Source organism: Ochrobactrum sp. PL_is483 (assembly GCF_055816855.1).
Genome location: NZ_JBVPGS010000022.1, coordinates 51,039 through 73,974, shown reverse-complemented (window position 1 = coordinate 73,974; position 22,936 = coordinate 51,039). Strand labels below are relative to the sequence as shown.

21 protein-coding genes and 2 tRNA genes are annotated in these 22,936 nt (G+C 58.7%); 1 reads left to right on the top strand and 22 read right to left on the bottom strand.

The window, feature by feature from the left end; genetic code table 11:
• Nucleotides 1–580 precede the first annotated feature (580 nt).
• The 22 genes from AC0TNJ_RS03030 to AC0TNJ_RS02925 all read right to left on the bottom strand — a co-directional run bounded on the left by AC0TNJ_RS03030 (nucleotide 581) and on the right by AC0TNJ_RS02925 (nucleotide 21,978).
• A complete protein-coding gene (locus AC0TNJ_RS03030) occupies nucleotides 581–850 on the bottom strand; it encodes a DUF1467 family protein (protein ID WP_473767599.1) in 270 nt (89 codons plus the stop codon).
• 2 nt (nucleotides 851–852) lie between these two features.
• A complete protein-coding gene (gene mce, locus AC0TNJ_RS03025; protein ID WP_006471802.1) occupies nucleotides 853–1,257 on the bottom strand; it encodes a methylmalonyl-CoA epimerase in 405 nt (134 codons plus the stop codon).
• Nucleotides 1,258–1,288: 31 nt separating this feature from the next.
• The gene (locus AC0TNJ_RS03020) at nucleotides 1,289–2,965 is read right to left on the bottom strand and encodes a ribonuclease J (protein WP_122000120.1); all 1,677 of its coding nucleotides are present in this window, start codon (nucleotides 2,963–2,965) and stop codon (nucleotides 1,289–1,291) included.
• A gap of 91 nt (nucleotides 2,966–3,056) precedes the next feature.
• Nucleotides 3,057–3,854, bottom strand: coding sequence for a biotin--[acetyl-CoA-carboxylase] ligase (locus tag AC0TNJ_RS03015; protein WP_473770185.1), 798 nt, complete (start codon nucleotides 3,852–3,854; stop codon nucleotides 3,057–3,059).
• A 24-nt stretch (nucleotides 3,855–3,878) separates the two neighbouring features.
• Complete coding sequence (gene nuoN / locus AC0TNJ_RS03010; protein WP_122000118.1) at nucleotides 3,879–5,315, bottom strand: NADH-quinone oxidoreductase subunit NuoN; 1,437 nt, start codon at nucleotides 5,313–5,315, stop codon at nucleotides 3,879–3,881.
• Nucleotides 5,316–5,333: 18 nt separating this feature from the next.
• Nucleotides 5,334–6,842 (bottom strand): NADH-quinone oxidoreductase subunit M, encoded by a 1,509-nt coding sequence (locus AC0TNJ_RS03005; RefSeq protein WP_122000117.1) that lies wholly within the window; start codon nucleotides 6,840–6,842, stop codon nucleotides 5,334–5,336.
• The gene (gene nuoL / locus AC0TNJ_RS03000; protein ID WP_122000116.1) at nucleotides 6,842–8,836 is read right to left on the bottom strand and encodes an NADH-quinone oxidoreductase subunit L; all 1,995 of its coding nucleotides are present in this window, start codon (nucleotides 8,834–8,836) and stop codon (nucleotides 6,842–6,844) included. The genes AC0TNJ_RS03005 and nuoL overlap by 1 nt, the downstream gene beginning before the upstream one ends.
• 7 nt (nucleotides 8,837–8,843) lie before the next feature.
• Entirely contained in the window at nucleotides 8,844–9,152 is a 309-nt protein-coding gene (gene nuoK / locus AC0TNJ_RS02995) for an NADH-quinone oxidoreductase subunit NuoK (RefSeq protein ID WP_006466598.1), read from the bottom strand.
• Nucleotides 9,153–9,162: 10 nt separating this feature from the next.
• A complete protein-coding gene (locus AC0TNJ_RS02990) occupies nucleotides 9,163–9,780 on the bottom strand; it encodes an NADH-quinone oxidoreductase subunit J (protein ID WP_122000115.1) in 618 nt (205 codons plus the stop codon).
• A 174-nt stretch (nucleotides 9,781–9,954) separates the two neighbouring features.
• Nucleotides 9,955–10,446: an NADH-quinone oxidoreductase subunit NuoI gene (gene nuoI / locus AC0TNJ_RS02985; RefSeq protein ID WP_006466596.1), complete on the bottom strand. Its 492-nt coding sequence runs from the start codon at nucleotides 10,444–10,446 to the stop codon at nucleotides 9,955–9,957.
• A 12-nt stretch (nucleotides 10,447–10,458) separates the two neighbouring features.
• Nucleotides 10,459–11,502 carry an NADH-quinone oxidoreductase subunit NuoH gene (nuoH, locus tag AC0TNJ_RS02980; protein ID WP_473767601.1) on the bottom strand — a complete coding sequence of 348 codons (1,044 nt, stop codon included), beginning with the start codon at nucleotides 11,500–11,502 and terminating at the stop codon, nucleotides 10,459–10,461.
• Nucleotides 11,503–11,521: 19 nt separating this feature from the next.
• The gene (nuoG, locus tag AC0TNJ_RS02975) at nucleotides 11,522–13,606 is read right to left on the bottom strand and encodes an NADH-quinone oxidoreductase subunit NuoG (protein WP_473767602.1); all 2,085 of its coding nucleotides are present in this window, start codon (nucleotides 13,604–13,606) and stop codon (nucleotides 11,522–11,524) included.
• 135 nt (nucleotides 13,607–13,741) lie between these two features.
• Complete coding sequence (nuoF, locus tag AC0TNJ_RS02970) at nucleotides 13,742–15,049, bottom strand: NADH-quinone oxidoreductase subunit NuoF (RefSeq protein ID WP_122000112.1); 1,308 nt, start codon at nucleotides 15,047–15,049, stop codon at nucleotides 13,742–13,744.
• Nucleotides 15,050–15,090: 41 nt separating this feature from the next.
• A complete protein-coding gene (locus AC0TNJ_RS02965) occupies nucleotides 15,091–16,230 on the bottom strand; it encodes an NADH-quinone oxidoreductase subunit E (RefSeq protein WP_473770184.1) in 1,140 nt (379 codons plus the stop codon).
• A complete protein-coding gene (locus AC0TNJ_RS02960; protein WP_122000110.1) occupies nucleotides 16,230–17,420 on the bottom strand; it encodes an NADH-quinone oxidoreductase subunit D in 1,191 nt (396 codons plus the stop codon). Before AC0TNJ_RS02960 ends, AC0TNJ_RS02965 begins: the two co-directional genes overlap by 1 nt.
• Nucleotides 17,413–17,853: a GFA family protein gene (locus AC0TNJ_RS02955; protein ID WP_122000109.1), complete on the bottom strand. Its 441-nt coding sequence runs from the start codon at nucleotides 17,851–17,853 to the stop codon at nucleotides 17,413–17,415. The genes AC0TNJ_RS02960 and AC0TNJ_RS02955 overlap by 8 nt, the downstream gene beginning before the upstream one ends.
• Before the next feature lie 10 nt (nucleotides 17,854–17,863).
• Nucleotides 17,864–18,472 (bottom strand): NADH-quinone oxidoreductase subunit C, encoded by a 609-nt coding sequence (locus tag AC0TNJ_RS02950; RefSeq protein WP_122000108.1) that lies wholly within the window; start codon nucleotides 18,470–18,472, stop codon nucleotides 17,864–17,866.
• A gap of 24 nt (nucleotides 18,473–18,496) precedes the next feature.
• Nucleotides 18,497–19,078 (bottom strand): NuoB/complex I 20 kDa subunit family protein, encoded by a 582-nt coding sequence (locus tag AC0TNJ_RS02945; RefSeq protein ID WP_006466589.1) that lies wholly within the window; start codon nucleotides 19,076–19,078, stop codon nucleotides 18,497–18,499.
• Nucleotides 19,069–19,434: an NADH-quinone oxidoreductase subunit A gene (locus AC0TNJ_RS02940; protein ID WP_006466588.1), complete on the bottom strand. Its 366-nt coding sequence runs from the start codon at nucleotides 19,432–19,434 to the stop codon at nucleotides 19,069–19,071. Before AC0TNJ_RS02940 ends, AC0TNJ_RS02945 begins: the two co-directional genes overlap by 10 nt.
• Before the next feature lie 397 nt (nucleotides 19,435–19,831).
• On the bottom strand, nucleotides 19,832–21,016 hold the full coding sequence (locus AC0TNJ_RS02935; RefSeq protein WP_473770183.1) for an alpha/beta hydrolase: 1,185 nt from the start codon (nucleotides 21,014–21,016) through the stop codon (nucleotides 19,832–19,834).
• Nucleotides 21,017–21,482: 466 nt separating this feature from the next.
• A tRNA-Asp gene (locus tag AC0TNJ_RS02930) sits at nucleotides 21,483–21,559 on the bottom strand.
• A 342-nt stretch (nucleotides 21,560–21,901) separates the two neighbouring features.
• Nucleotides 21,902–21,978: transfer RNA gene (locus AC0TNJ_RS02925), tRNA-Asp, on the bottom strand.
• 328 nt (nucleotides 21,979–22,306) lie between these two features.
• Here AC0TNJ_RS02925 and AC0TNJ_RS02920 point away from each other — a divergent pair.
• On the top strand, nucleotides 22,307–22,918 hold the full coding sequence (locus AC0TNJ_RS02920; protein ID WP_473770182.1) for a TetR/AcrR family transcriptional regulator: 612 nt from the start codon (nucleotides 22,307–22,309) through the stop codon (nucleotides 22,916–22,918).
• The last annotated feature ends 18 nt before the right edge of the window (nucleotides 22,919–22,936 follow it).

Genomic DNA, 22,936 nt, shown 5'->3' with positions numbered 1-22,936 from the left:
GATATATCACGGTCCTTCGCGAAAATTTGCGAAAGAATTATGACGCCATAGAAGATTTTTCGTGACAAAAGCTGTGCAGTTCGCTATTTTTTTCAGCATAAGAGCAACAACGGAATAAAACCGTTGGTTTCACGCGGTCAAAGTCTTGGGAGGATGGATCCAGGCGCGACTTTCGCAGCCGCCAGTCAAATGGAAACGGATCGAACGCGTATTTGATTAGCAAGGCGAAAGCCTTGCTTTTTTTTTGCACTTGCAGAATGGCCCTCCTCTCCGCAGTTCCGCTGTTTTTTATGCTCGAATAACACATTGATTTTGTGGGATTTATCGCAGCGCCCTCTGCGCATCCAAGTATTAAATTTCACTTAAGTATAAATCGATTTATTCACCCAAAACTCCTTGGAAAACTGCCTCGACGTCACAAATGACGGCAGGTTGCAGCCTCCCGCAGATTCAATAGGTTACGCTCCATGCCTCTTATTGGGCACAACTTTTGGTAGAGCAGTCCACTTTTCTTTATACAAAAAAGAGGCTGCCTAATTTTTAAGCAGCCTCCAAATGCGTGTCGCGATAGCGGGTCAGGTCACGTCAGGTCGGGGAAGAAATGCGGGATATCGTCGAGGCCGAAACCGCTGACCTGCGTCAGATAATAATAGAGCCCGAAAATGAGCGTTGCGACCGCCGTCGTCCGCAGGAAGGCGCGTCCGATGCGTGGCTTGGCGGGAGCGCTTGCCACCGTGCCCAAAGTCACTTCATTTTCTTCGGCCTGCGTGCGCAGGCCAACCGGCAGCAGCGCGAAAAGCGTTGTCCACCAGATGATGAAGTAGATCGCGATGCCAGAAATCAGAGACATGATTACACCTCTTCAAGCTCGATCAGCGTACCATTGAAATCCTTGGGATGAAGGAACAGGACCGGCTTGCCATGCGCGCCGGTCTTCGGTTCTCCGTCACCGAGGATGCGCGCGCCCTCCGCCTTAAGCCTGTCGCGCGCGGCGATGATGTCGGCAACCTCGTAGCACAGATGATGCATGCCGCCGGACGGGTTCTTTTCCAGAAAGGCCGCAATGGGCGACCCCTCGCCCAACGGCTCCAGCAATTCGATCTTGGTGTTGCCGACGTCGATGAAAACCACGGTCACGCCATGTTCAGGCAGCGCCTGCGGCTCGGTAACCTTGGCACCGAGCTTGCCGCGATAAAGCGCGGCTGCGGCATCAATATCCGGAACGGCAATCGCCACATGGTTCAAGCGTTCGAGCATCAGCACCTCCCTTGCTGTTATCCGCTGCGGCTCAGCGTATCCTATTCACGAACACGGTCACCACCGGCTTTTTGCCCCATGCGTCATTTGCCGCAGCGCGAACGGCACGGCGCACGGACTCGCGCACCAGCTCGATATCCTTGCGGCGAACGCGCGGAATGCTGTCGATTGCCTCAATGGCCGCATCCAGCAGAATGTCTTCCATCAGGTCGCCCACGGCGTTTTCTTCCGGCACGCCGAAAGTCACGAGGTCAGGCTCATCGATGATCTTGTGTTCACGGTCCAGCAGCACCGAAACGGCCACGTGGCCGACATAGGCAAGCTTGCGGCGCTCGACCATGCCGATTTCTTCCTCGTCGCCGATCAGCTTGCCGTCCTTGTAGATGCGGCCTACCGGCGCTTCATCGATGATTTCGGCCTTGCCGGGCGCCAGACGCAGCATGTCGCCGTCACGCACCTGCGCGACCTGCTCGATGCCTTCCATCGCGCCAAGCGATCCTTGCGCAACAAGGTGAGCAGCCTCGCCATGCACCGGCACCAGAATCTGCGGGCGAACCCACGAATACATGCGGCGCAATTCGCTGCGGCGCGGATGGCCGGACACATGCACCAGTGCATCCTCATCGCCGATGATCTTGATGCCGCGATCGATCAGGCGGTTCTTGATGTCGAGAATGGCCTTCTCATTGCCCGGAATGGCACGCGATGAGTAGATGACCGTGTCGCCTGCCGTAAGAGCAAGGCTGCGCATTTCATCACGCGCCAGCTTGGCGAGTGCGGCTCGCGGCTCGCCCTGGCTGCCGGTCAGGATCATCACCACATTTTCGCGCGGAATATAGCCGTAATCCTCTTCGCTGAGATATTCCGGCAGGCCTTCCATATAGCCAAGCTCGGTCGCAACGGAGATGGCACGCTTCATTGAACGCCCGACCACCAGCACCTGACGGCCAGCGTCACGCGCCGCCTCGGTAATCGAGCGGATACGACCGACATTGGAAGAGAAGGTCGTAATCGCGACACGGCCACGCGCATTTTCAATCAGTTCACGCAGGCTATCACCCACCTGACGCTCCGAAGGCGATTCCCCTTCGCGCAGCGCATTTGTGGAGTCGCAGATCAGCGCCAGCACGCCCGCATCGCCAATGGCGCGGAAACGCGCCTCATCGATAACCGGCCCCAGCGACGGTTCCGGGTCCATCTTCCAGTCGCCCGTGTGCACGACCGTACCGAGCGGCGTCGTAATGGCGAGCGAAACCGGCTCTGGGATCGAGTGCGTGACGGCAACCGCTTCGACTTTGAAAGGCCCGACTTCAAACTTTTCGCCAGCCTTGTAGATCGTGATCGGAATATCAGGCGCGCCAAATTCGGACTGGCGCTTGGCTTCCAGCAGGCCAGCCGTAAACGGCGTCGCATAGACCGGAACCTTGAGGCGCGGCCACAGGTCGAGCAGCGCGCCAAAATGGTCTTCATGCGCATGGGTGATGACGATGCCGCGCAGATTGTGCTTTTCAGCTTCGAGATAGCGGATATCCGGAAGGATGAGATCGGCGCCCGGCTGTTCCGGCCCGGCGAAGCTGACCCCCATATCCACGACCAGCCACTCGCGATTATCCGCGGGGCCGAAGCCGTACATGGCCAAATTCATGCCGATTTCGCCCACGCCGCCAAGCGGCAGAAAGACGAGTTCCGTAGTATTGGATCGGGCCATGAAATTTCCTCTATGACTATCGAGCGGTCTTGCCGCATCAACTGGACCTAAAGTTGTCCTGTTGCAACCCTGGCAAGACAAAACAAAGCAATTATTTGCGTATTGTAGCAGCAGTCCCGAAATAGACATCGCCAGCCGTTACCGCAACCCGCGAGCCATCATCTTCGCGAATAACAAAACGGCATGCCTCGTCGATCGTATCAAAACGCCCTTCGATGATGCGCCCTTCAACCTGCATGGTGACATCCTGGCCCAGGCCATGGGCGCGCTGCAGCCAGCGCTTGCGAATATCATCAAGGCCGCGCCCCTCGTTCCAGACGCGATAATTGACGGACCATGCATCCGACAGGGCAGCGAACAAGGTCTCTGCATCGCATCTGCTGCCAAGCGCACGCAGGGAGGTTGCCGGATAAGGCAAGTCATCCGGAAACGCGACCACATTGGTCCCGATGCCGATGGCAACGGCGAACAGGTTCGTCGCCAGAATGGAGGATTCGAGCAGGATGCCCGACAGTTTGGCGCCGTTGACCAAAACGTCATTCGGCCATTTGAGGCCGATTGTCGGCGGCACGGCGGGCCCGGTTGCCGCGAATACCGCGTCAAGCGCATCGGCGAGCGACAGGCCCGCGACAAACCCGAGCGTTGCCGCCGTCTTCATTTCATAGGATTCAACAAGGAGAAGCGTGGAGGCAAGATTGCCTTCCGGCGTGGACCAGGCACGGCCCCTTCTTCCGCGGCCGCTTTCCTGCCTCTTCGAAACAAGCCACAGCTTGCCCGGATCACCCGCGGCTGCCCGTTCCAGAGCAACCGCATTGGTGGAACCTACCGTCTCGAAGCTTTCGAGACGGTAGCCCTCATTTTTCGCAACAGGCGAAAGCGTAAAACTCATCTATGCTTCCGCCTTGTGCATTGGTCAGAAGAACGTCTTGGCTGCGGCTTCGGCAAAACCGCCGATCGGGCCAGCAATAAAGACGTAGAACAGCACGAAGGCACCCGTTACGCCGAGGACGAGGCGAAGCTCGCCCGCGACCGGCACGAAACCGCCCGTCGGCTCATCGAACCACATGATCTTGATCATGCGCAGGTAGTAGAACGCGCCCACGACCGAAGCCACGATACCGATGATGGCGAGCGGCAGGAGACCAGCCTGCACAGCGGCAAGGAAGGTGTACCACTTGCCGAAGAAGCCAGCGAGCGGCGGGATGCCAGCGAGCGAGAACAGGAAGATGGTCATGATCGTTGCCAGCACCGGATTGGTGCGGGACAGACCGGCCAGATCGTCGATGTTCTCGACATTGCCGTCCTTGGTGCGCATTGCGAGGATGAACGCGAAAGTGCCGAGCGTCATGGCAAGGTAGATCGCCATGTAGATCATCACGCCCTTCACGCCGATCACCGTTCCAGCGGCCAGACCAACGAGCGCGTAGCCCATATGGCTGATCGAGGAATAAGCCATCAGGCGCTTGATGTTGCGCTGGCCGATAGCGGCAAAGGCACCGAGGATCATCGAGGCAAGCGCGATGAAGATCACGACCTGTTGCCAGTCATGGGTGACCGGGGCAAAGGCTTCCGAGACGACGCGGATGATGAGCGCCATGGCGGCCATCTTCGGCGCGGCGGCGAAGAATGCCGTTACCGGGGTCGGTGCGCCTTCATAGACGTCCGGCGTCCACATATGGAACGGAACGGCGGAAATCTTGAATGCCAGACCGGCCAGAATGAAGACCAGACCGAACACCAGGCCCAGTTCGCGCTGTCCGCCGGAGACGGCCTGCGCGATTTCGGCAAAGCCGATATGGCCGGTGTAACCATAGACGAGCGAAATGCCGTAAAGCAGCATGCCCGAGGACAGCGAGCCAAGGACGAAATATTTCAGGCCGGCTTCCGTCGAGCGGACGCTATCGCGGTTGAACGCTGCCAGAACATAGAGCGCCAGCGATTGCAGTTCGAGGCCGAGATAGAGCGACAGCATGTTGGAGGCGGAAACCATCAGCAGCATGCCGAGCGTGGAAATCACGATCAGGACCGGGAATTCGAACTTGTCGAACTTTTCCGCCTTGGCGAAACCGACCGACATGATCAGCGTCACGATGGAGCCGATCAGCGTCAGCACTTTCATGAAGCGGCTGAAACCGTCATTGACGATGGCTCCGCCGAATGCGGCGCCGTTCGTCGGGAAAAGGATGACCAGTGCCAGCGCCGCAATAAGCACCGCGACGGATAATCCGTTGACGAGCGTGGTCGCCCGTTCGCCGGAGAACACGCCAATCATGAGCAGTGCCAAGGCGCCCACAGCAAGGAGAACCTCCGGTGCTGCAAGGGTCAGATGAGCTATCAGATCAGTCTGCATGACCTACGCCTTTATTTCTTACTGTGCCGGCACGGCGCTCGCGGTGCTCGCGAGTGCTGCGTCGTAATGTTGGACCAGGGCGTTCACGGCACCGGCGGTCACATCGAAGACCGGGGTCGGATAGACGCCGAAGAAGATGGTAAGCGCCACAAGCGGATAGAGAATGAGCTTCTCACGCGGGCTGAGGTCGAGGAGCGCCTTCAGGCTTTCCTTGGTCAGCGCGCCGAAGATCACCTGACGATAGAGCCAGAGCGCATAGGCCGCCGAGAGGATGACGCCCGTGGTTGCGAACAGCGCCACCCAGGTATTGACCCGGAACACGCCGAACAGCGTCAGGAACTCGCCGATGAAGCCCGAAGTACCCGGCAGGCCGACATTCGCCATCGTGAAGATGAGGAAGGCCACCGCATATTTCGGCATGTTGTTCACCAGACCGCCAAAGGCCGCGATTTCACGGGTATGCATGCGGTCATAGATCACGCCGACGCAAAGGAAGAGCGCGCCTGACACGATACCATGCGACAGCATCTGGAAGATGGCGCCCTGGATACCCTGCTCATTGGCTGCGAAAATACCCATGGTCACATAGGCCATGTGCGCAACCGACGAATAGGCGATCAGCTTCTTCATGTCTTCCTGCACCATCGCGACGAGCGAGGTGTAGATGATGGCGATGACCGACAGCGCGAAGATGAACGGCGCGAAATCAGCGGAAGCCAGCGGGAACATCGGCAGCGAGAAGCGGATGAAACCATAGCCGCCGAGCTTCAGGAGGATACCGGCCAGAATGACCGAGCCCGCCGTCGGTGCTTCAACGTGCGCATCCGGCAACCAGGTGTGGACCGGCCACATCGGCATCTTCACCGCGAAGGACGCGAAGAAGGCAAGCCATAGCCATGTCTGCATACCGGCCGGGAAGTCGTACTTCAAAAGCTCGACGATGTTCATCGTGCCAGCCTGCCAGTACATGGCCATGATGGCGATGAGCATCAGCACCGAGCCCAGAAGCGTGTAGAGGAAGAACTTCAGGCTTGCATAGACGCGACGCTTGCCGCCCCACACGCCGATGATGATGAACATCGGGATAAGGCTTGCTTCGAAGAACACGTAGAACAGGAACAGGTCGAGCGCGCAGAACACGCCGATCATCAGCGTTTCCAGAATGAGGAACGCGATCATGTATTCCTTGACGCGCTTTTCCACCGACACCCAGCTTGCCAGAATGCAGAAGGGCATGAGGAAAGCCGACAGCACCACGAACAGGACGGAAATACCGTCCACGCCCATGTGGTAGCTGATGCCGCCGCCCATCCAGTCGACCTGCTCGACCATCTGGAAGCCGGCGTTCGAATTATCGAACCCTGCCCAGACGACGAGCGACAGGATGAAGACGAATATCGTCGTCAGCAGCGCGACGTTGCGGATATTGCGACGCGAAGCCTCGCTGTCGTCCTTGATCAGAAGGATCAGTAACGCGCCGACGAGCGGCAGAAACGTGACCGTTGAGAGAATTGGCCAGTCGGTCATCAGAAAGAGCTCCCGAGCATCATCCAAGTGACGAGCGCGGCGACGCCGATCAGCATCGCGAATGCGTAGTGATAAAGGTATCCGGACTGCATCTTGACGACGCGGTTGGTAACGTCGAGCACGCGGGCCGAGACGCCATCCGGGCCGAAGCCGTCAATAAGCCAGCCGTCGCCACCCTTCCAGAACACGCGGCCAAGCCAGCGAGCCGGACGCACGAAGAGGAAATCGTACAGCTCGTCGAAGTACCACTTGTTGAGGAGGAACTGGTAGAGACCACGATGACGGGCGGCCAGCTCCTTCGGCGTTTCCGGCGAACGGATGTAGAAGATCCAGGCGACGATGAAGCCGAGAACCATCGAGATGAACGGCGACAGCTTAACCCACAGAGGAACGTGGTGATATTCCTCAAGGATCTGGTTGGCAGCCGAGGTGAACAGCGCGCCCTTCCAGAACTCGGCATATTCGTGGCCGAAGAAGAGTTCCTTGAACAGCACACCGGCAAAGAGCGCGCCGACGCCGAGGATCAGCAGCGGAACGAACATGACGGCAGGCGATTCATGGACGTGATGCATGACTTCCGCCGAAGCGCGCGGCTTGCCGTGGAAGGTCATGAAAATCAGGCGCCATGAATAGAAGCTCGTGAAGAGCGCGGCGATGATGAGAAGCGTCGAAGCGTAGCCGCTGGCAGCACTGTGCGAAGCGAAGACGGATTCGATGATCGCATCCTTGGAGAAGAAACCGGCGGTGCCGATAACCGTGCCCGGAATGCCGAGGCCGGTAATGGCGACCGTACCGATGACCATCATCCAGTAGGTGATGGGGATCAGCTTGCGCAGGCCGCCCATGCGGCGCATGTCCTGCTCTTCCGATACGGCATGGATGACCGAACCGGCGCAAAGGAACAGAAGCGCCTTGAAGAAAGCGTGCGTGAACAGGTGGAACACAGCCGCGCCATAAGCGCCGACGCCGAGTGCCGCAAACATGTAGCCGAGCTGCGAACAGGTCGAATAGGCGATGACGCGCTTGATGTCGTTCTGCACGAGGGCGACCGTTGCCGCGAAGAAGGCGGTCGTCGCGCCGATGATGGTCACGACCAGAAGTGCGGTCTGCGACAGTTCGAAGATCGGCGACATGCGGGCGACCATGAACACGCCCGCGGTAACCATGGTGGCGGCGTGAATGAGAGCCGAAACCGGGGTCGGGCCTTCCATGGCGTCCGGCAGCCAGGTGTGCAGCAGGAACTGCGCCGACTTGCCCATCGCGCCCATGAAGAGCAGCAGGCAGGTGATCGTGATCGCGCCCTGCTTGTCGAGCTGATAGCCCAGGAAGTTCAAAACGACCTGGTTGGCATCGGCAGCGCCTTCAGCCGGCAGATAGTTGGCGGCTGCTGCGAAGATCGTGTTGTAGTCGACCGACTGGAACAGCGCGAACACGCCGAAGATGCCGAGCAGGAAGCCGAAGTCACCAACGCGGTTGACGACGAAAGCCTTCATGGCGGCAGCATTGGCCGAAGGCTTCTGGAACCAGAAACCGATCAGGAGGTACGAAGCCAGACCCACGCCTTCCCAGCCGAAGAACATCTGGACCAGATTGTCCGACGTGACCAGCATGAGCATGGCGAAGGTGAAGAGCGACAGATAGGCAAAGAAGCGCGGACGATGCGGATCGTGGTGCATATATCCAATGGAGTAGATATGCACGAGAGCCGACACCGAGTTCACCACCACCAGCATGACGCCGGTGAGCGTATCGATGCGCAACGCCCAATCGAACGAAAGCGCGCCCGAGCTTACCCAGTGCAGGACCGGGATGCGGACGGTTTCCGCGTCGTGGCCGAGCGGTATCTGGAAGAACACGACCCATGACAGGATCGCGACGATGACCATGAAACCGGAAGTGATGTATTCGCTCGCCTTGGCTCCGATCTGATTGCCGAAGAGACCGGCAATCAGGAAGCCGAGAAGCGGAAGGAAGACGATCGCGTAGTAGAGCATTTGCCCGTCAACCTTTCATAACATTGACGTCTTCCACCGCGATGGAGCCGCGATTACGGAAGAAAACAACGAGAATTGCCAGACCGATGGCCGCTTCAGCAGCCGCGACGGTCAGAACGAAAAGGGCGAAGACCTGCCCGACCATGTCGCCGAGCTGGCTGGAGAACGCCACGAAGTTGAGATTGACCGAAAGAAGGATCAATTCGATCGACATCAGGATGACGATGACGTTCTTGCGGTTCAGGAAGATGCCGAAGACGCCAAGCGTGAACAGGATGGCCGAAACGGTCAGATAGTGGGCGATACCGATTTCCATATGCTTATCCTCAGATGCCTTTGCCCGTTTCGACCTTCTTGATCTCGATCGCCGTTTCGGGCGTGCGAGCAACCTGGGTCGGAATGGACTGGCGCTTGACATTCGGCTTGTGCCGCAGCGTCAGAACGATGGCGCCGATCATCGCGACCAGAAGGACGAGACCAGCAACCTGGAAGTAGAAAACGAAGTCGGTGTAGAGAATGTCGCCCAGAGCAGCGGTGTTGGTCCGCTCGGCTACATTCGGGATCGGCACAGCGCCCTGCCCCAGCTTCGGCGTGAACATGCGGCTTGCGAACACGAAGATCAGCTCGCCCAGCAGGATCAGCCCGACCAGAGCGCCGACCGGCGCATATTGCAGCGCGCCGCGCTTCAGTTCGGAGAAATCCACATCCAGCATCATGACGACGAAGAGGAAGAGAACCGCCACAGCACCGACATAAACGACGAGCAGGATCATGGCGAGGAACTCGGCCCCCGTCAGCAGGAACAGCGCCGCCGCGTTGAAGAATGTGAGGATCAGAAACAGCACCGAATGCACGGGGTTGCGTGCCGCGATCACCATGAACGCGGATGCGATCATGATGAAGGCGAACAGATAGAAAAACGCTGCCGCAATACCTGTCAGCATGGGGTTCCCCCAACACCTTTCCGTGAGCAAAGCCCTATTGCTTCGCCCGCTTTATTCAAAATCATGTTCAAGCATCGGTTTTCAAAAGATTTCCAAAAACCGATGCCTAAACCCTTTATCGCATTGTCCCAAGCAAAACCGCTTCGCGCTTTTGCCGGAAATGCTCCAAACCAATCAGCGATAAGGCGCATCCATCGCGATATTGCGCGCGATTTCGCGTTCCCAGCGGTCGCCATTGGCAAGGAGCTTTTCCTTGTCATAGTAGAGTTCTTCGCGGGTTTCGGTCGCGAATTCGAAATTCGGACCTTCCACGATGGCATCCACCGGACATGCTTCCTGGCAGAAACCGCAATAGATGCACTTCACCATGTCGATGTCGTAACGCACCGTGCGGCGGGTGCCGTCGTTGCGGCGCGGACCGGCCTCGATGGTGATGGCCTGCGCCGGGCAGATCGCTTCGCAAAGCTTGCAGGCGATGCAGCGTTCTTCGCCGTTGGGATAACGGCGCAGCGCATGTTCACCGCGAAAACGCGGGGAAACAGGGCCTTTTTCATGCGGGTAGTTCAACGTCGCCTTGGGCGCGAAGAACTGGCGCATGGAGAGAAAGAACGCGCCGACGAATTCCTTGAGCAGGAGCGATTTGGCCGCTTGAGCGAATGAAGCCATGAGTTTTACTCCTTACGCCAGACCGAAGACTTTGAGGAAGGTCGCGGTTGCGACAACCATGAAGAGCGAGATCGGCAGGAACACTTTCCAGCCAAGGCGCATCAGCTGGTCGTAGCGATAACGCGGAACGAAAGCCTTCACCATTGCGAAGAGGAAGAAGCAGAAGCAGAGCTTCAGCATGAACCAGATGATGCCCGGAACCCAGTTGAGGACCGCGATATCCACCGGAGGCAGCCAGCCGCCAAGGAACAGGATCGTCATCAGGGCGCACATCAGCGTGATCGCCACATATTCGCCGAGGAAGAACAGAAGGAACGGCGTGGACGAATATTCGATCATGTGACCGGCCACGAGTTCCGATTCCGCTTCAACAAGGTCGAATGGCGGACGGTTGGTTTCAGCCAGAGCCGAGATGAAGAAGATCACGAACATCGGGAACAGGCAGAGCCAGTTCCAGTCGAGGAACGAACCCGGCAGGCCAAGCATCGTGCCAAGGCCGGTGTTCTGCGACAGAACGATATCGGTCAGGTTCAGCGAACCGGCCGTCAGAAGCACCGTCACGATCACAAAGCCGATGGAGACTTCGTAAGACACCATCTGCGCGGCAGAACGCAGCGCGCCGAGGAACGGATATTTCGAGTTCGACGCCCAGCCGCCCATGATCACGCCGTAAACTTCGAGCGAAGAAATGGCGAAGATATAGAGCATGCCGACATTGATATTGGCAACCGCCCAGCCTTCATTGACCGGAATGACCGCCCAGGTCGCCATTGCCAGAACGGCGGAAACGAAAGGCGCAAGGAGGAAGACACCCTTGTTTGCGCCAGACGGGATGATCGGTTCCTTGAAGACGAACTTCAACAAGTCGGCGAAGGCCTGGAACAGACCCCAAGGACCGACAACGTTCGGGCCGCGACGAAGCTGTACCGCTGCCCAGATCTTGCGATCCGCGTAAAGCAGGTAAGCGACGACGATCAGCAATACGACGAGCAGAACGACCGACTTCAGCGCTATGATAAGCGCGGGCAAGACGTAAGCTGCAAAAATTCCTTCCATTGTTCCGTCTCTCTCTCGCTTACTCAGCTGCCTGTTGGAAGCCGCCGGCCGCGAGCGCCGAGCATTCGGCCATGACGGCGGAAGCGCGCGCGATTGGGTTCGTCAGGTAGAAGTCCTTGACCGGGGAAACGAACGCAGCGCCGTTGCCTGGATTGGATGCTTTCGCCGCCAGCGCGACGAGATCGTCGGCGGAAGCAGGCGTGATGGTGTCGATGGCCGCCATATGCGGATAGTCCGCATAAAGCTTGGCGCGAAGCTGCTGCAGGCTGTCGAATGGCAGGCGCTTGCCAAGGCTGTCGGAAAGAGCGCGCAAAATCGCCCAGTCTTCCTTTGCCTCGCCCGGTGCGAAACCGGCGCGGTTGCCAAGCTGCACGCGACCTTCGGTGTTGAGCCAGGTGCCCGACTTTTCCGTATAGGCTGCGCCCGGCAGGATAACATCGGCGGCGTGCGCACCGGCATCGCCATGCGTGCCGATGTAAACGACGAAGCTCGAGCCCTTCTTCGTCATGTCGAGTTCGTCTGCGCCGAGCAGGAACACAACATCGAGATTGCCCAGCATGTCGCCTGCGGCCTTGCCGCCCTCACCCGGCACGAAGCCGAGGTCCAGAGCGCCAACGCGCGAAGCGGCGGTGTGCAGAACGGAGAAGCCGTTCCACTCATCCTTGATCGCGCCGACGTCCTGGGCGAGCTTGGCAGCAGCCGACAGAACGGCACGACCGTTTTCGCCGGTGAGCGCGCCCTGACCGATGATGATCAGCGGACGCTCAGCCTTGGCCAGCACGTCGCGGAAAGCGTTCTTGCCGGAAGCTACGGCTGCGAGCGTCTCGGCGCCAGCACCTAGATATTCGTAGTTGTAACGCAGTTCAGCCTGTTCGCCGATCAGGGCGACCGGGAAATGGCCCATGCGCTGACGCTTGCGGATACGGGCGTTCAGAACAGCGGCTTCAACGCGGGGATTGGAACCGATGATGAGCAAAGCATCAGCGTTTTCAATGCCTTCAATGGTCGAGTTGAAGAGATAGGTTGCGCGGCCCAGAGCCGGATCGAGAGCTGCGCCATCCTGGCGGCTGTCGATATTGGCAGTGCCGAGCGAAGCCATCAGGCCCTTCAGCGCATAGATTTCCTCGACCGAAGCCAGATCGCCGGCAACAGCACCGATCTTATCGGCGGAGGTAGCGGAAACCTTGGCGGCGATAGCAGCGAAAGCTTCCGGCCAGCTTGCGGCGACCAGACGGCCATCCTTGCGCACATATGGGCGGTCGAGGCGCTGGGTGCGCAGGCCGTCCCAGATGAAGCGGGTCTTGTCGGAAATCCACTCTTCGTTCACCGCTTCATTGACGCGCGGCATGACGCGCATCACTTCGCGGCCACGGGTGTCGACGCGGATGTTCGAGCCGACCGCATCCATCACGTCGATGGTTTCGGTCTTGTTCAGCTCCCACGGACGGGCCTGGAAAGCGTAAGGACGCGAGGTCAGTGCACCGACCGGGCAAAGATCGATGACGTTGCCCTGCAATTCCGAGGTCATGGCGCGTTCGAGATAGGTGGTGATCTCGGCGTCTTCACCGCGGCCAATGAGGCCGAGTTCGGAAATGCCTGCAACTTCCGTCGTGAAGCGGACGCAGCGCGTGCAGTGAATGCAGCGCGTCATCACCGTCTTGACGAGCGGGCCGATATATTTGTTTTCGACCGCACGCTTGTTCTCGCGATAGCGCGAACCGTCGGTGCCGAAAGCCATTGCCTGATCCTGCAGATCGCACTCGCCGCCCTGATCGCAGATCGGGCAATCCAGCGGGTGGTTGATGAGCAGGAATTCCATCACGCCTTCGCGGGCCTTCTTGACCATCGGCGTGTTGGTGAAGATTTCAGGCGCTTCGCCATTCGGGCCGGGACGCAGATCGCGCACGCCCATGGCGCAGGATGCCGCCGGCTTCGGCGGTCCGCCCTTCACTTCAACCAGGCACATACGGCAGTTTCCGGCGATGGAAAGCCGTTCGTGGAAACAGAAACGCGGCACTTCCGCGCCCGCGGCTTCGGCAGCCTGAAGGAGCGTATAGTGATCGGGTACTTCGATCTCTGTGCCGTCAACCTTGATCTTTGCCATCGTTTATCCAAACCTGCGGCTTAAGCCGCATTTTCCAGATCTCAAACTCGTGCCTGCCTTTGTATTGGCATGGCCTTTTCCGAAAACCGCCAGGCACTTTTCGGGGCCATGCCCTGCCGGGCAGGCTCACACAACTTATTCAGCCGCTTCCAGACGGATATTGCGGCTCTGAACGGCGTTGCGGGTATAATCGTCAATGCGCTTTTCAATTTCCGGACGGAAATTGCGGATCAGGCCCTGAATAGGCCATGCAGCCGCGTCGCCGAGCGCGCAGATCGTGTGACCTTCAATCTGCTTGGTCACGTCGAACAGCATGTCGATCTCGCGCTTCTGCGCGTTACCCTTGACCATGCGTTCCATCACGCGCCACATCCAGCCGGTGCCTTCGCGGCACGGCGTGCACTGGCCGCAGCTTTCGTGCTTGAAGAACGCTGCCAGACGGGCAATCGCCTTGATGATGTCGGTGGACTTGTCCATGACGATCAGGCCGCCGGTGCCGAACGACGATTTCTTGTCGCGCATGCCGTCGAAATCCATGATGGCGTCCATCATGTCTTCGCCCTTGATGACCGGGCACGACGCGCCGCCGGGAATGACCGCCAGCAGATTGTCCCAGCCGCCGCGAATGCCGCCGCCATGCTTTTCGATCAGCTCGCGGAACGGAATGCCGAGGCCTTCTTCGATGACGCAAGGCGTGTTCACGTGACCGGAAATCTGGAACAGCTTGGTGCCGACATTGTTCGGGCGTCCGATGGACGAGAACCAGGCCGCGCCACGACGCAGGATCGTCGGCGCAACGGCAATCGATTCCACGTTGTTGACGGTGGTCGGGCAACCGTAAAGGCCCATATTGGCCGGGAACGGAGGCTTGAGGCGCGGCTGGCCCTTCTTGCCTTCAAGGCTTTCGAGCAGAGCCGTTTCCTCGCCGCAGATATAAGCGCCAGCGCCGTGGGTGACATAAATGTCCATATCCCAGCCGCACTTGTTGCCCTTGCCCAACAGACCGGCTTCGTAGCATTCGTCGATTGCCGCCTGGAGGGCTTCACGCTCGCGCATGAATTCGCCGCGCATGTAGATATAGGCGGTGTGTGCGCCCATGGCGCAGCCGGCGATCACGCAGCCTTCGATCAGCGTATGCGGATCGTGGCGCAGGATTTCGCGGTCCTTGCAGGTGCCGGGCTCGGATTCGTCGGCGTTGACGACCAGATAATGCGGGCGACCGTCGCTCTGCTTGGGCATGAACGACCACTTGAGACCCGTCGGGAAGCCAGCACCGCCGCGGCCACGCAGGCCCGACGCCTTCATCTCCTCGATGATCCAGTCACGGCCTTTTTCGATCAGCCCGCTGGTGTTGTCCCAATGGCCGCGCGCCATTGCACCCTTCAGGGAGCGATCCTTGAAGCCGTAAATATTGGTGAAGATGCGATCTTTATCAGCCAGCATGTCTCACCTGTTTCCGTTCGTGTTTGCCAATATCGAAGTCATCATACCGGCTTCTTTCCGAATACCTTGATGTATTCCTCGACGCCGCCCTTGGCCAAAGCCTTGGCCTGCTTTACCCAGTCCTCGCGCTCGATGCGACCGTGGAAGCTGAGATAACCGTCGACCCATTCGCGCTCGGCCTTCTTCCAGGAAGCAACCTGCTTGTAGGTGAAGATGCCAAGCTCGTGCAGGGTCGCCTCGATCTTCGGACCGACGCCGGAAATCAGCTTGAGATCGTCAACCGCTTCCGGGCGCTCCATGGCAACCGGACGGTTCTTGTCGTCAAGCTTGTATTCCTGCTTGGCTTCGACCGAAGCGGCCTTTTCGGCTGCATTCGAAACCTTGACCTCGGAAGGCGTCTTGAGCGCCGGAGCCGTTTCTGGCGCGTTGGTTACGGGCTTGGCCGTATTCGACGGCGTGGCCGCTGCAACTTCGGCTTCCGCCTTTGCCTTTGCTTCCGCTTCGGCCTTCGCCTTGGCTGCGGCAGCGTCCGACGCCTTGCGGGTTTCGAGGCCGATCTTCTTGTAGTCCAGATCTTCCGTCAGCGACGTCAGGCCATTGACCGGATTGGACGTTTCACGACCGATCTGCGGGCCCGGCTTGACGGTATCGCCCTTGCCAGCTTCGAAAGCGTCGATGATTTCGGCAAGGCGTTCCGGCGTCAGGTCTTCATAGGCGTCCTTGAAGATCATGACCATCGGCGCATTGGCGCAAGCGCCCTGGCATTCCACCTCTTCCCACGACAGCGTGCCGTCGGCATTGAGCTCGAACGGGTCGTGGTTGATCTTGTGGCGGCAGACATCCATCAGCGCTTCCGAACCGCGCAACATGCACGGCGTGGTGCCGCAAACCTGAATGTGGGCGCGCGTGCCAACCGGCTTCAGTTGGAACTGCGTATAGAAGGTTGCCACTTCCAGAACGCGGATCAGCGGCATGTCGAGCATGCCTGCTACGTGTTCAATGGCGGCTTTCGTGACCCAGCCATCCTGCTCCTGCGCGCGCATGAGCAACGGAATGACAGCCGACTGCTGACGGCCTTCAGGGAATTTTGCGATCGTCTTGTGCGCCCATGCCTGATTTTCCGCGTTGAACGCGAAAGCGGCTGGCTGGACGGCATCATCTGCGAGACGGCGAACGGACATCAGCGGTCAACCTCACCAAACACGATATCGAGCGAGCCAAGAATTGCCGACACGTCGGCCAGCATATGGCCGCGGCACAGGAAATCCATGGCTTGAAGATGGGCAAAGCCCGGAGCGCGCAGCTTGCAGCGATAAGGCTTGTTGGAGCCATCCGATACGAGGAAGACGCCAAATTCACCCTTCGGCGCTTCAACTGCTGCGTAAACTTCACCGGCAGGCACATGGTAGCCTTCCGTGTAAAGCTTGAAGTGATGGATGAGCGCTTCCATCGAGCGCTTCATCTCGCCGCGCTTCGGCGGCACGATCTTGTTGTCGGCGTTGGAAACCGGACCGACGCGTTCCTTGCCGAGAAGCAGGTCGACGCACTGGCGCATGATCTTCGCCGACTGGCGCATTTCTTCCATGCGGATCAGGTAACGATCATAGCAGTCGCCGTTCTTGCCGACCGGAATGTCGAATTCCATCTCGTTGTAGCACTCATAAGGCTGCGACTTGCGCAGATCCCATGCAGCGCCCGAACCGCGCACCATGACGCCCGAGAAGCCCCATGCCCATGCATCTTCCAGCGACACGACGCCGATATCGACGTTACGCTGCTTGAAAATACGGTTCGGCGTGATGAGGTCGTCAAGATTGTTGAGCGTCTTGAAGAACGGATCGATCCATTTGCCGATGTCTTCAACGAGCTGATCCGGCAGGTCCTGATGGACGCCGCCCGGACGGAAATAGGCTGCGTGCATGCGCGCGCCGCAGGCGCGTTCATAGAACACCATCAGCTTTTCGCGCTCCTCGAAGCCCCAGAGCGGCGGCGTCAGCGCGCCAACGTCCATGGCCTGCGTGGTGACGTTCAGCAGGTGGTTCAGGATACGGCCGATTTCCGAATAGAGAACGCGGATGAGCTGGCCGCGCTTCGGCACGTCGATGCCCAGCAGGCGTTCGACGGCGAGCGCATAGGCATGTTCCTGATTCATCGGCGCCACGTAATCGAGGCGGTCGAGATAAGGCAGGGCCTGAAGATAGGTCTTGGCTTCCATCAGCTTTTCGGTGCCGCGATGCAGCAGACCGATATGCGGATCGACGCGCTCGACCACTTCGCCGTCGAGCTCAAGCACCAGACGCAGCACGCCGTGCGCGGCAGGGTGCTGCGGACCGAAGTTGATATTGAAATTGCGGACCTGAGTCTCAGCCATGTTCAGCTTCCTGTTTGGCTGCAAGAGCCGCCAAGAACTCCTCGCCGGTCATCCGGTGGGTGTCATTGGCAAAATCGTAATTCGCAGGCTTGTTATCGATGAAGATTTCTTCGGCGAAATGGAAACGCTCCGGCTCGGCGAAGGCTTGCATGGAAACGGCCATCTTGCCGTCATGCGCGCCGCGCCAGAACAGCGACGAACCGCATGTCGAGCAGAACAGGCGCTCGCCCCATTCCGAGGAACGATAGACGCTGAGCGCGGCTTCGTTCTCGATCTGGACCGACGTGTCGCACATCACAGCCATGAACGTGCCGCCGGACCAGCGCCGGCACATGCTGCAATGGCAGACATCCATTTCCATCTTTGCCGGAGCAGCGGTGAATTTCACCGCTCCGCAAAGACATTGACCGTTCAATCTCTCGCCTGCGCCCATGAGTATGTCCTCAGTTCGCCTTGGCTTTCTCGTCGCCCGGCAGAACGTAGTCCGTTCCTTCCCATGGCGAGAGGAAGTCGAAGTTGCGGAACTCCTGACGCAGCTGTACCGGCTCGTAGGCGACGCGCTTCAGCTCGTTGTTATAACGAACCTCGACGAAGCCGGTGAGCGGGAAGTCCTTGCGCAGCGGATGGCCTTCGAAACCGTAGTCGGTCAGGATGCGGCGCAGGTCCGGATGGCCGGAGAACAGGACGCCGTACATGTCGTAGGTTTCGCGCTCGAACCATTCAGCGCCAACGAAGACCGGAACGGCAGACGGCACCAGCGTATCTTCGTCAGCTTGAACCTTGACGCGGATGCGCTGGTTCTGGCGCGGAGACATAAGCTGGTAGACGACATCGAAGCGCTTGGCGCGCTGCGGATAGTCGACGCCCGAAATATCCGTCAGGTTGACGAACTGGCACTGAACATCATCACGCAGGAAGGTCAGAACGCTGATGATGCTGGCGGCCGGAACCGACAGGGTCAGCTCGCCATAGGCCAGCTTCGCCTCTTCGATCGCATCGCCGAGACGTTCCTTGATGTAGCCGGAAAGTTCACCGAGAGCTTCTTCGCTCATGATCAAATGTCCTTTTCTTCGGCCTTAGCGTTCAATGGTGCCGGTGCGGCGGATCTTTTTCTGCAGCATGAGAATGCCGTAGAGCAGCGCCTCAGCGGTCGGCGGGCAACCCGGAACGTAAATATCGACCGGAACCACGCGATCGCAGCCACGCACCACCGAATAGGAATAGTGGTAGTAGCCGCCGCCATTGGCGCAGGAACCCATCGAGATAACGTAACGCGGCTCCGGCATCTGGTCGTAGACCTTGCGCAGAGCGGGCGCCATCTTGTTGGTCAGCGTGCCGGCGACGATCATCACGTCAGACTGACGCGGCGAGGCGCGCGGAGCGATACCGAAACGCTCGGCATCGTAACGCGGCATGGAAATGTGCATCATTTCCACGGCGCAGCATGCGAGGCCGAAGGTCATCCACATCAGCGAGCCGGTACGCGCCCAGGTAATCAGAGCGTCAGCGGAGGTGACGATGAATCCCTTGTCGGAAAGCTCGCTGTTCAGATCGTTGAAGAATGCATCGTCGGAACCGACAGGCTTGCCCGTGCGCGGGTCAAGAATGCCCTTCGGCTGCGGAGCCACGAGCGTCGTGTTGGCTGAGGTCAATCCCATTCCAGCGCTCCCTTCTTCCATTCATAAATGAAGCCGATGGTCAGAACGCCAAGGAACACCATCATCGACGCAAAGCCGAACCAGCCGATTTCACCAAAGGACACGGCCCATGGGAAAAGGAAGGCGACTTCCAGATCGAAGATGATGAAGAGAATCGACACCAGATAGAAACGGATGTCGAACTTCATACGGGCGTCATCGAAGGCATTGAAGCCGCACTCGTAAGCGGAAAGCTTTTCCGGGTCGGGCTGTCTGTAAGCGACAAGAAACGGCGCAACCAGAAGGGCTACACCAATTACCATCGCAATGCCGAGAAAGATGACGATCGGCAGGTAGGAACTTAAAAGCTCGTTCATGGTCCTTTATCCGGCTTGAATACGAGGCTGCGCCGCCTGTCATAAGCTTTTTGAAGCTCACGGCCATGCGACACATTGCATCTGTTGCAACCTCGTCGCCCAAGCAGCTTCAAAAGGCATACCGTGCGAACTAAGCGCTTTTCGCCCGGACGGTTATCGCAGCGCACGCGCAAGCGCAACCCCTCCGGCACGTTCTGTTGGGCAAAGTCGCGCCAAGATGCTTAACAAGCTATGCATCCGGCCCGCTTATCGCCCTTAAAACCCCTATAACATGAAAAGATCATAATTTCGTGAGGAAAAGTCGCACGGCCTGCCTCACTCGGCAATCGCCGGGAGAATCAATTGCCAGCAACTTGGGAATAAAAAACGGCGAGGCCCAACCCGCCTGAAAATACACTCAAGGAGCGGCGGAAGCCCCCGCGCCGACCAGCCTGCCAGGCAGATAAAGCACAAGCGATGCCGCGCCCCTGATTGCGGAAGCGCCGTCCGCCAGCACCGCCTGCCCCGTCGCTTGGCTTGCCCGCGCGTTCAATGCCCCTAGCGAAAGAGTGCCATCGCTGACCAGAGCCATGAGTGACGGCGAAGATGCAAAGACATTGTGCGCGCCACCATCCAGATCGGTCGCGTCTATCACAGCGATTCCGTATTTCTGGAGCGTCGGGATACTGGTGCCGTCCCCTACCCGCGCATGACCGCCGGTAATGAAGGAAGAGACGCCGAGCGCCCGATCGCTGCGCGATGTCATCACCGCCGTCGGATGCGGCATGGGGTCGATATCCTTTATCTGCTTTTCAAAGACGTCGAGATCGATATCGGGCGCGGCGAGCAGCAGCGCCGTGATGCGACGCAGCACATCCTTCTCGCCCCGCAGCGACAAGGTTCTCAGAGCCTCCATGGTGACGAAGCCGCCCATGGAATGGCCGACCAGAACAATGCGTTCGGCCTTGCTGCGTGCGACAAGCTCAAGCAGCCGCGCCAGACCGTCCCGCGCAAAGTCGGCGCTGTCGCGATCATAGACATAAAGGCCGAGATCGCCGCCCGATGGCCAGGCATATTCGACCGCCACCGACTTCATCTTGTAATCATGGACGAACTGCGCGGTGCGGAATGTGCTGTCGGCAAAATTATTGTTGTAGCCATGCACGAAGATCAGGATTTCCCTGTCCTTCGGCCCCTGCTTCGCCAGGGCTGCATTCAATTGTGCGAGAAATTGTTCCGCATTGTCGTATGGCTGGAATGCGGTCGCCGCGAAATTCCTGGCCGGGTCCGGCTTGTAGCCGGTCGACTCGACCTGTCCTTTGACATGGGCTGCGGGAATGCCGACATCGACCTGCGCGAAATTCAGCGTCTTCGAGCGATTTGAATTGTAGGGCTGCGAGAAATCGGCCGAGCGCTGGCGGCTCGTCGCGACATAGATGGGCACCACCGCCGCGGGCTTCGCCGGCTTGACGATGGCGGCTTCAGCCGCTGCCACCGATTGCGGGCTTGAATTCGGCCCGTGCCACAACACGGCGCGCGGCGTGTCACAGCCGGAAAGAATCAAAAACGTTGCAAGCACACCAAGAAAAGCGTGTCGGGTCATCGTCGCAGCGATCCGTTCCTGTGATCCGGTTCCACGCGATTGAAAACAGGAAATCAGGCCCTTGGCAATGCACGGGCAAGGTGGCCGGTTTTCCGTGGCGGCTTTTCAAGGCGAAAGGGCGCCTGCCCCGAGGATGGAAAATTCCGTTCGCCTTTGCGGTCAAACTTGGAATGGAAGCGCATCAAATGCCGAAAGCCTTGCGAAGCCATGCCTTCAGATCGCAGTCGCACCGGCTATCATGGAGCCTATTGTCGACTACAAGGAGGTCACGCATGAGCCATTACCTGCTCGCCAGCGGCGATCTTCTCGCCATCGCGGCGATCATACTGTCAGTCGCTTATCTGTCGTGGAAGCAGTTTTCCAAATAACAGCCGCGGCCCGGTAATTTCCTGGAGATTCTTTGAAAACGAGGCGGTGGGCGCCACTTTCGCATCAACTTCAATCTATCGATATGTTGAGAGGAAAGTGGCGCGAGTGACGGGGCTCGAACCCGCGACCTCCGGCGTGACAGGCCGGCACTCTAACCAACTGAGCTACACCCGCGCATTTCTCGGCAGCCCTGAGGCTGCGTCGCACCGGCGTTTCCGTCCGGTGTGAGCGGTCGTTTAAGGGGTTCTCGAACAAGTGTCAAGCGCGTGTTTGGAGAAGAATCGCGATATTGTGAAAATCATTCACAGGACGTTTCGACGCCCTCCCGGTGTGAGCAATTCTCCAGCATTCCAGTTAAACTGAATCACTGGAAAAGCTCTCTCCTCTTCCACGCACTATCCTGCGCAAAACCGCTTCGCGCTTTTGCTGAAAATGTTCTGGCTGGAAAAGAAGTGAAAAAGGCGGTGGGCGCCACTTTCGTGTCAACTTCAATCTATCGATATGTTGAGAGGAAAGTGGCGCGAGTGACGGGGCTCGAACCCGCGACCTCCGGCGTGACAGGCCGGCACTCTAACCAACTGAGCTACACCCGCGCATTTCTCGGCAGCCCTGCGGCTGCGTCGCACCGGCGTTTCCGTCCGGTGTGAGCGGTCGTTTAAGGGGTTCTCGAACAAGTGTCAAGCAAGGGTCGCGAAGAAAGGATAAGAATTTTCGCTTTTGCGGCAAAACACCCGATTTCCGGGCTTTTTCAATAGGATCGAACTTATCCACAAGTCCGCTCCGGCCTCAAATCGAGCCCGGTTTTCAGAATCATCCGGGTCGCCTCCGCCAGCACGCACTTCCTCGCGGCAACAGGCAGGCTGCAATTGCCCGCTTGATTTCAAACCGACTGGTTGGTATTGTTTATTGAGGAGCACGTTCATGGCACGCAAACAGAATCCATCAACCCGGCCCAATCTGCTTGATGCAGCGCTTGGCGTTATTCGCACCAAGGGCTACGCCGCGACCACGGTGGACGACATATGTGCCAAGGCATCGCTGTCGAAAGGCGCTTTCTTTCATCATTTCTCCAGCAAGGAAGATCTGGCCGTTGCCGCCGCGAACTACTGGTCGGAAACAACGGGAGCGCTTTTTGCGGATGCCGCCTATCACGCTCTGGAAGACCCGCTTGAGCGCGTGCTGGCCTATGTCGAGTTGCGCAAGCAGCTCATTGAAGGCGAACTGCCGGATTTCACCTGTCTCGTCGGCACCATGACGCAGGAGGTCTACGAGACCAATTCCGTTATCCGGGATGCCTGCTGGGCCAGCATTTCAAGCCATGCGGACACGCTTGTCCCCGATATCGCAGCCGCGATGGAACGCTATGCGGTCGCCGGTGATTTCACCGCCGAAAGCCTCGCTCTTCATACGCAGGCGGTTATCCAGGGTGCCTTCATCATCGCCAAGGCAAGCGGCGATCCGCAGCGCGCAGTCGAAAGCATCGACCATCTCAAGCGATACATAAGCCTGCTTTTCAAGCACCCCGCCAACTGACAACCACATGGGAGGAAA

Excerpts from the sequence above, each read along its gene's own strand:
- mce (WP_006471802.1), bottom strand. The coding sequence starts at position 1,257 with ATGCTCGAACGCTTGAACCATGTGGCGATTGCCGTTCCGGATATTGAT.
- AC0TNJ_RS02990 (WP_122000115.1), bottom strand. The coding sequence starts at position 9,780 with ATGCTGACAGGTATTGCGGCAGCGTTTTTCTATCTGTTCGCCTTCATC.
- AC0TNJ_RS02935 (WP_473770183.1), bottom strand. The coding sequence starts at position 21,016 with ATGACCCGACACGCTTTTCTTGGTGTGCTTGCAACGTTTTTGATTCTT.
- nuoI (WP_006466596.1), bottom strand. The coding sequence starts at position 10,446 with ATGGCTTCATTCGCTCAAGCGGCCAAATCGCTCCTGCTCAAGGAATTC.
- AC0TNJ_RS03015 (WP_473770185.1), bottom strand. The coding sequence starts at position 3,854 with ATGAGTTTTACGCTTTCGCCTGTTGCGAAAAATGAGGGCTACCGTCTC.
- AC0TNJ_RS02965 (WP_473770184.1), bottom strand. The coding sequence starts at position 16,230 with ATGTCCGTTCGCCGTCTCGCAGATGATGCCGTCCAGCCAGCCGCTTTC.
- nuoG (WP_473767602.1), bottom strand. The coding sequence starts at position 13,606 with ATGGCAAAGATCAAGGTTGACGGCACAGAGATCGAAGTACCCGATCAC.
- AC0TNJ_RS03030 (WP_473767599.1), bottom strand. The coding sequence starts at position 850 with ATGTCTCTGATTTCTGGCATCGCGATCTACTTCATCATCTGGTGGACA.
- AC0TNJ_RS02960 (WP_122000110.1), bottom strand. The coding sequence starts at position 17,420 with ATGGCTGAGACTCAGGTCCGCAATTTCAATATCAACTTCGGTCCGCAG.
- AC0TNJ_RS03020 (WP_122000120.1), bottom strand. The coding sequence starts at position 2,965 with ATGGCCCGATCCAATACTACGGAACTCGTCTTTCTGCCGCTTGGCGGC.
- nuoN (WP_122000118.1), bottom strand. The coding sequence starts at position 5,315 with ATGCAGACTGATCTGATAGCTCATCTGACCCTTGCAGCACCGGAGGTT.
- AC0TNJ_RS02955 (WP_122000109.1), bottom strand. The coding sequence starts at position 17,853 with ATGGGCGCAGGCGAGAGATTGAACGGTCAATGTCTTTGCGGAGCGGTG.
- AC0TNJ_RS02945 (WP_006466589.1), bottom strand. The coding sequence starts at position 19,078 with ATGGGATTGACCTCAGCCAACACGACGCTCGTGGCTCCGCAGCCGAAG.
- AC0TNJ_RS02950 (WP_122000108.1), bottom strand. The coding sequence starts at position 18,472 with ATGAGCGAAGAAGCTCTCGGTGAACTTTCCGGCTACATCAAGGAACGT.
- nuoK (WP_006466598.1), bottom strand. The coding sequence starts at position 9,152 with ATGGAAATCGGTATCGCCCACTATCTGACCGTTTCGGCCATCCTGTTC.
- nuoL (WP_122000116.1), bottom strand. The coding sequence starts at position 8,836 with ATGCTCTACTACGCGATCGTCTTCCTTCCGCTTCTCGGCTTCCTGATT.
- AC0TNJ_RS03005 (WP_122000117.1), bottom strand. The coding sequence starts at position 6,842 with ATGACCGACTGGCCAATTCTCTCAACGGTCACGTTTCTGCCGCTCGTC.
- nuoH (WP_473767601.1), bottom strand. The coding sequence starts at position 11,502 with ATGGAAGGAATTTTTGCAGCTTACGTCTTGCCCGCGCTTATCATAGCG.
- nuoF (WP_122000112.1), bottom strand. The coding sequence starts at position 15,049 with ATGCTGGCTGATAAAGATCGCATCTTCACCAATATTTACGGCTTCAAG.
- AC0TNJ_RS02940 (WP_006466588.1), bottom strand. The coding sequence starts at position 19,434 with ATGAACGAGCTTTTAAGTTCCTACCTGCCGATCGTCATCTTTCTCGGC.
- AC0TNJ_RS02920 (WP_473770182.1), top strand. The coding sequence starts at position 22,307 with ATGGCACGCAAACAGAATCCATCAACCCGGCCCAATCTGCTTGATGCA.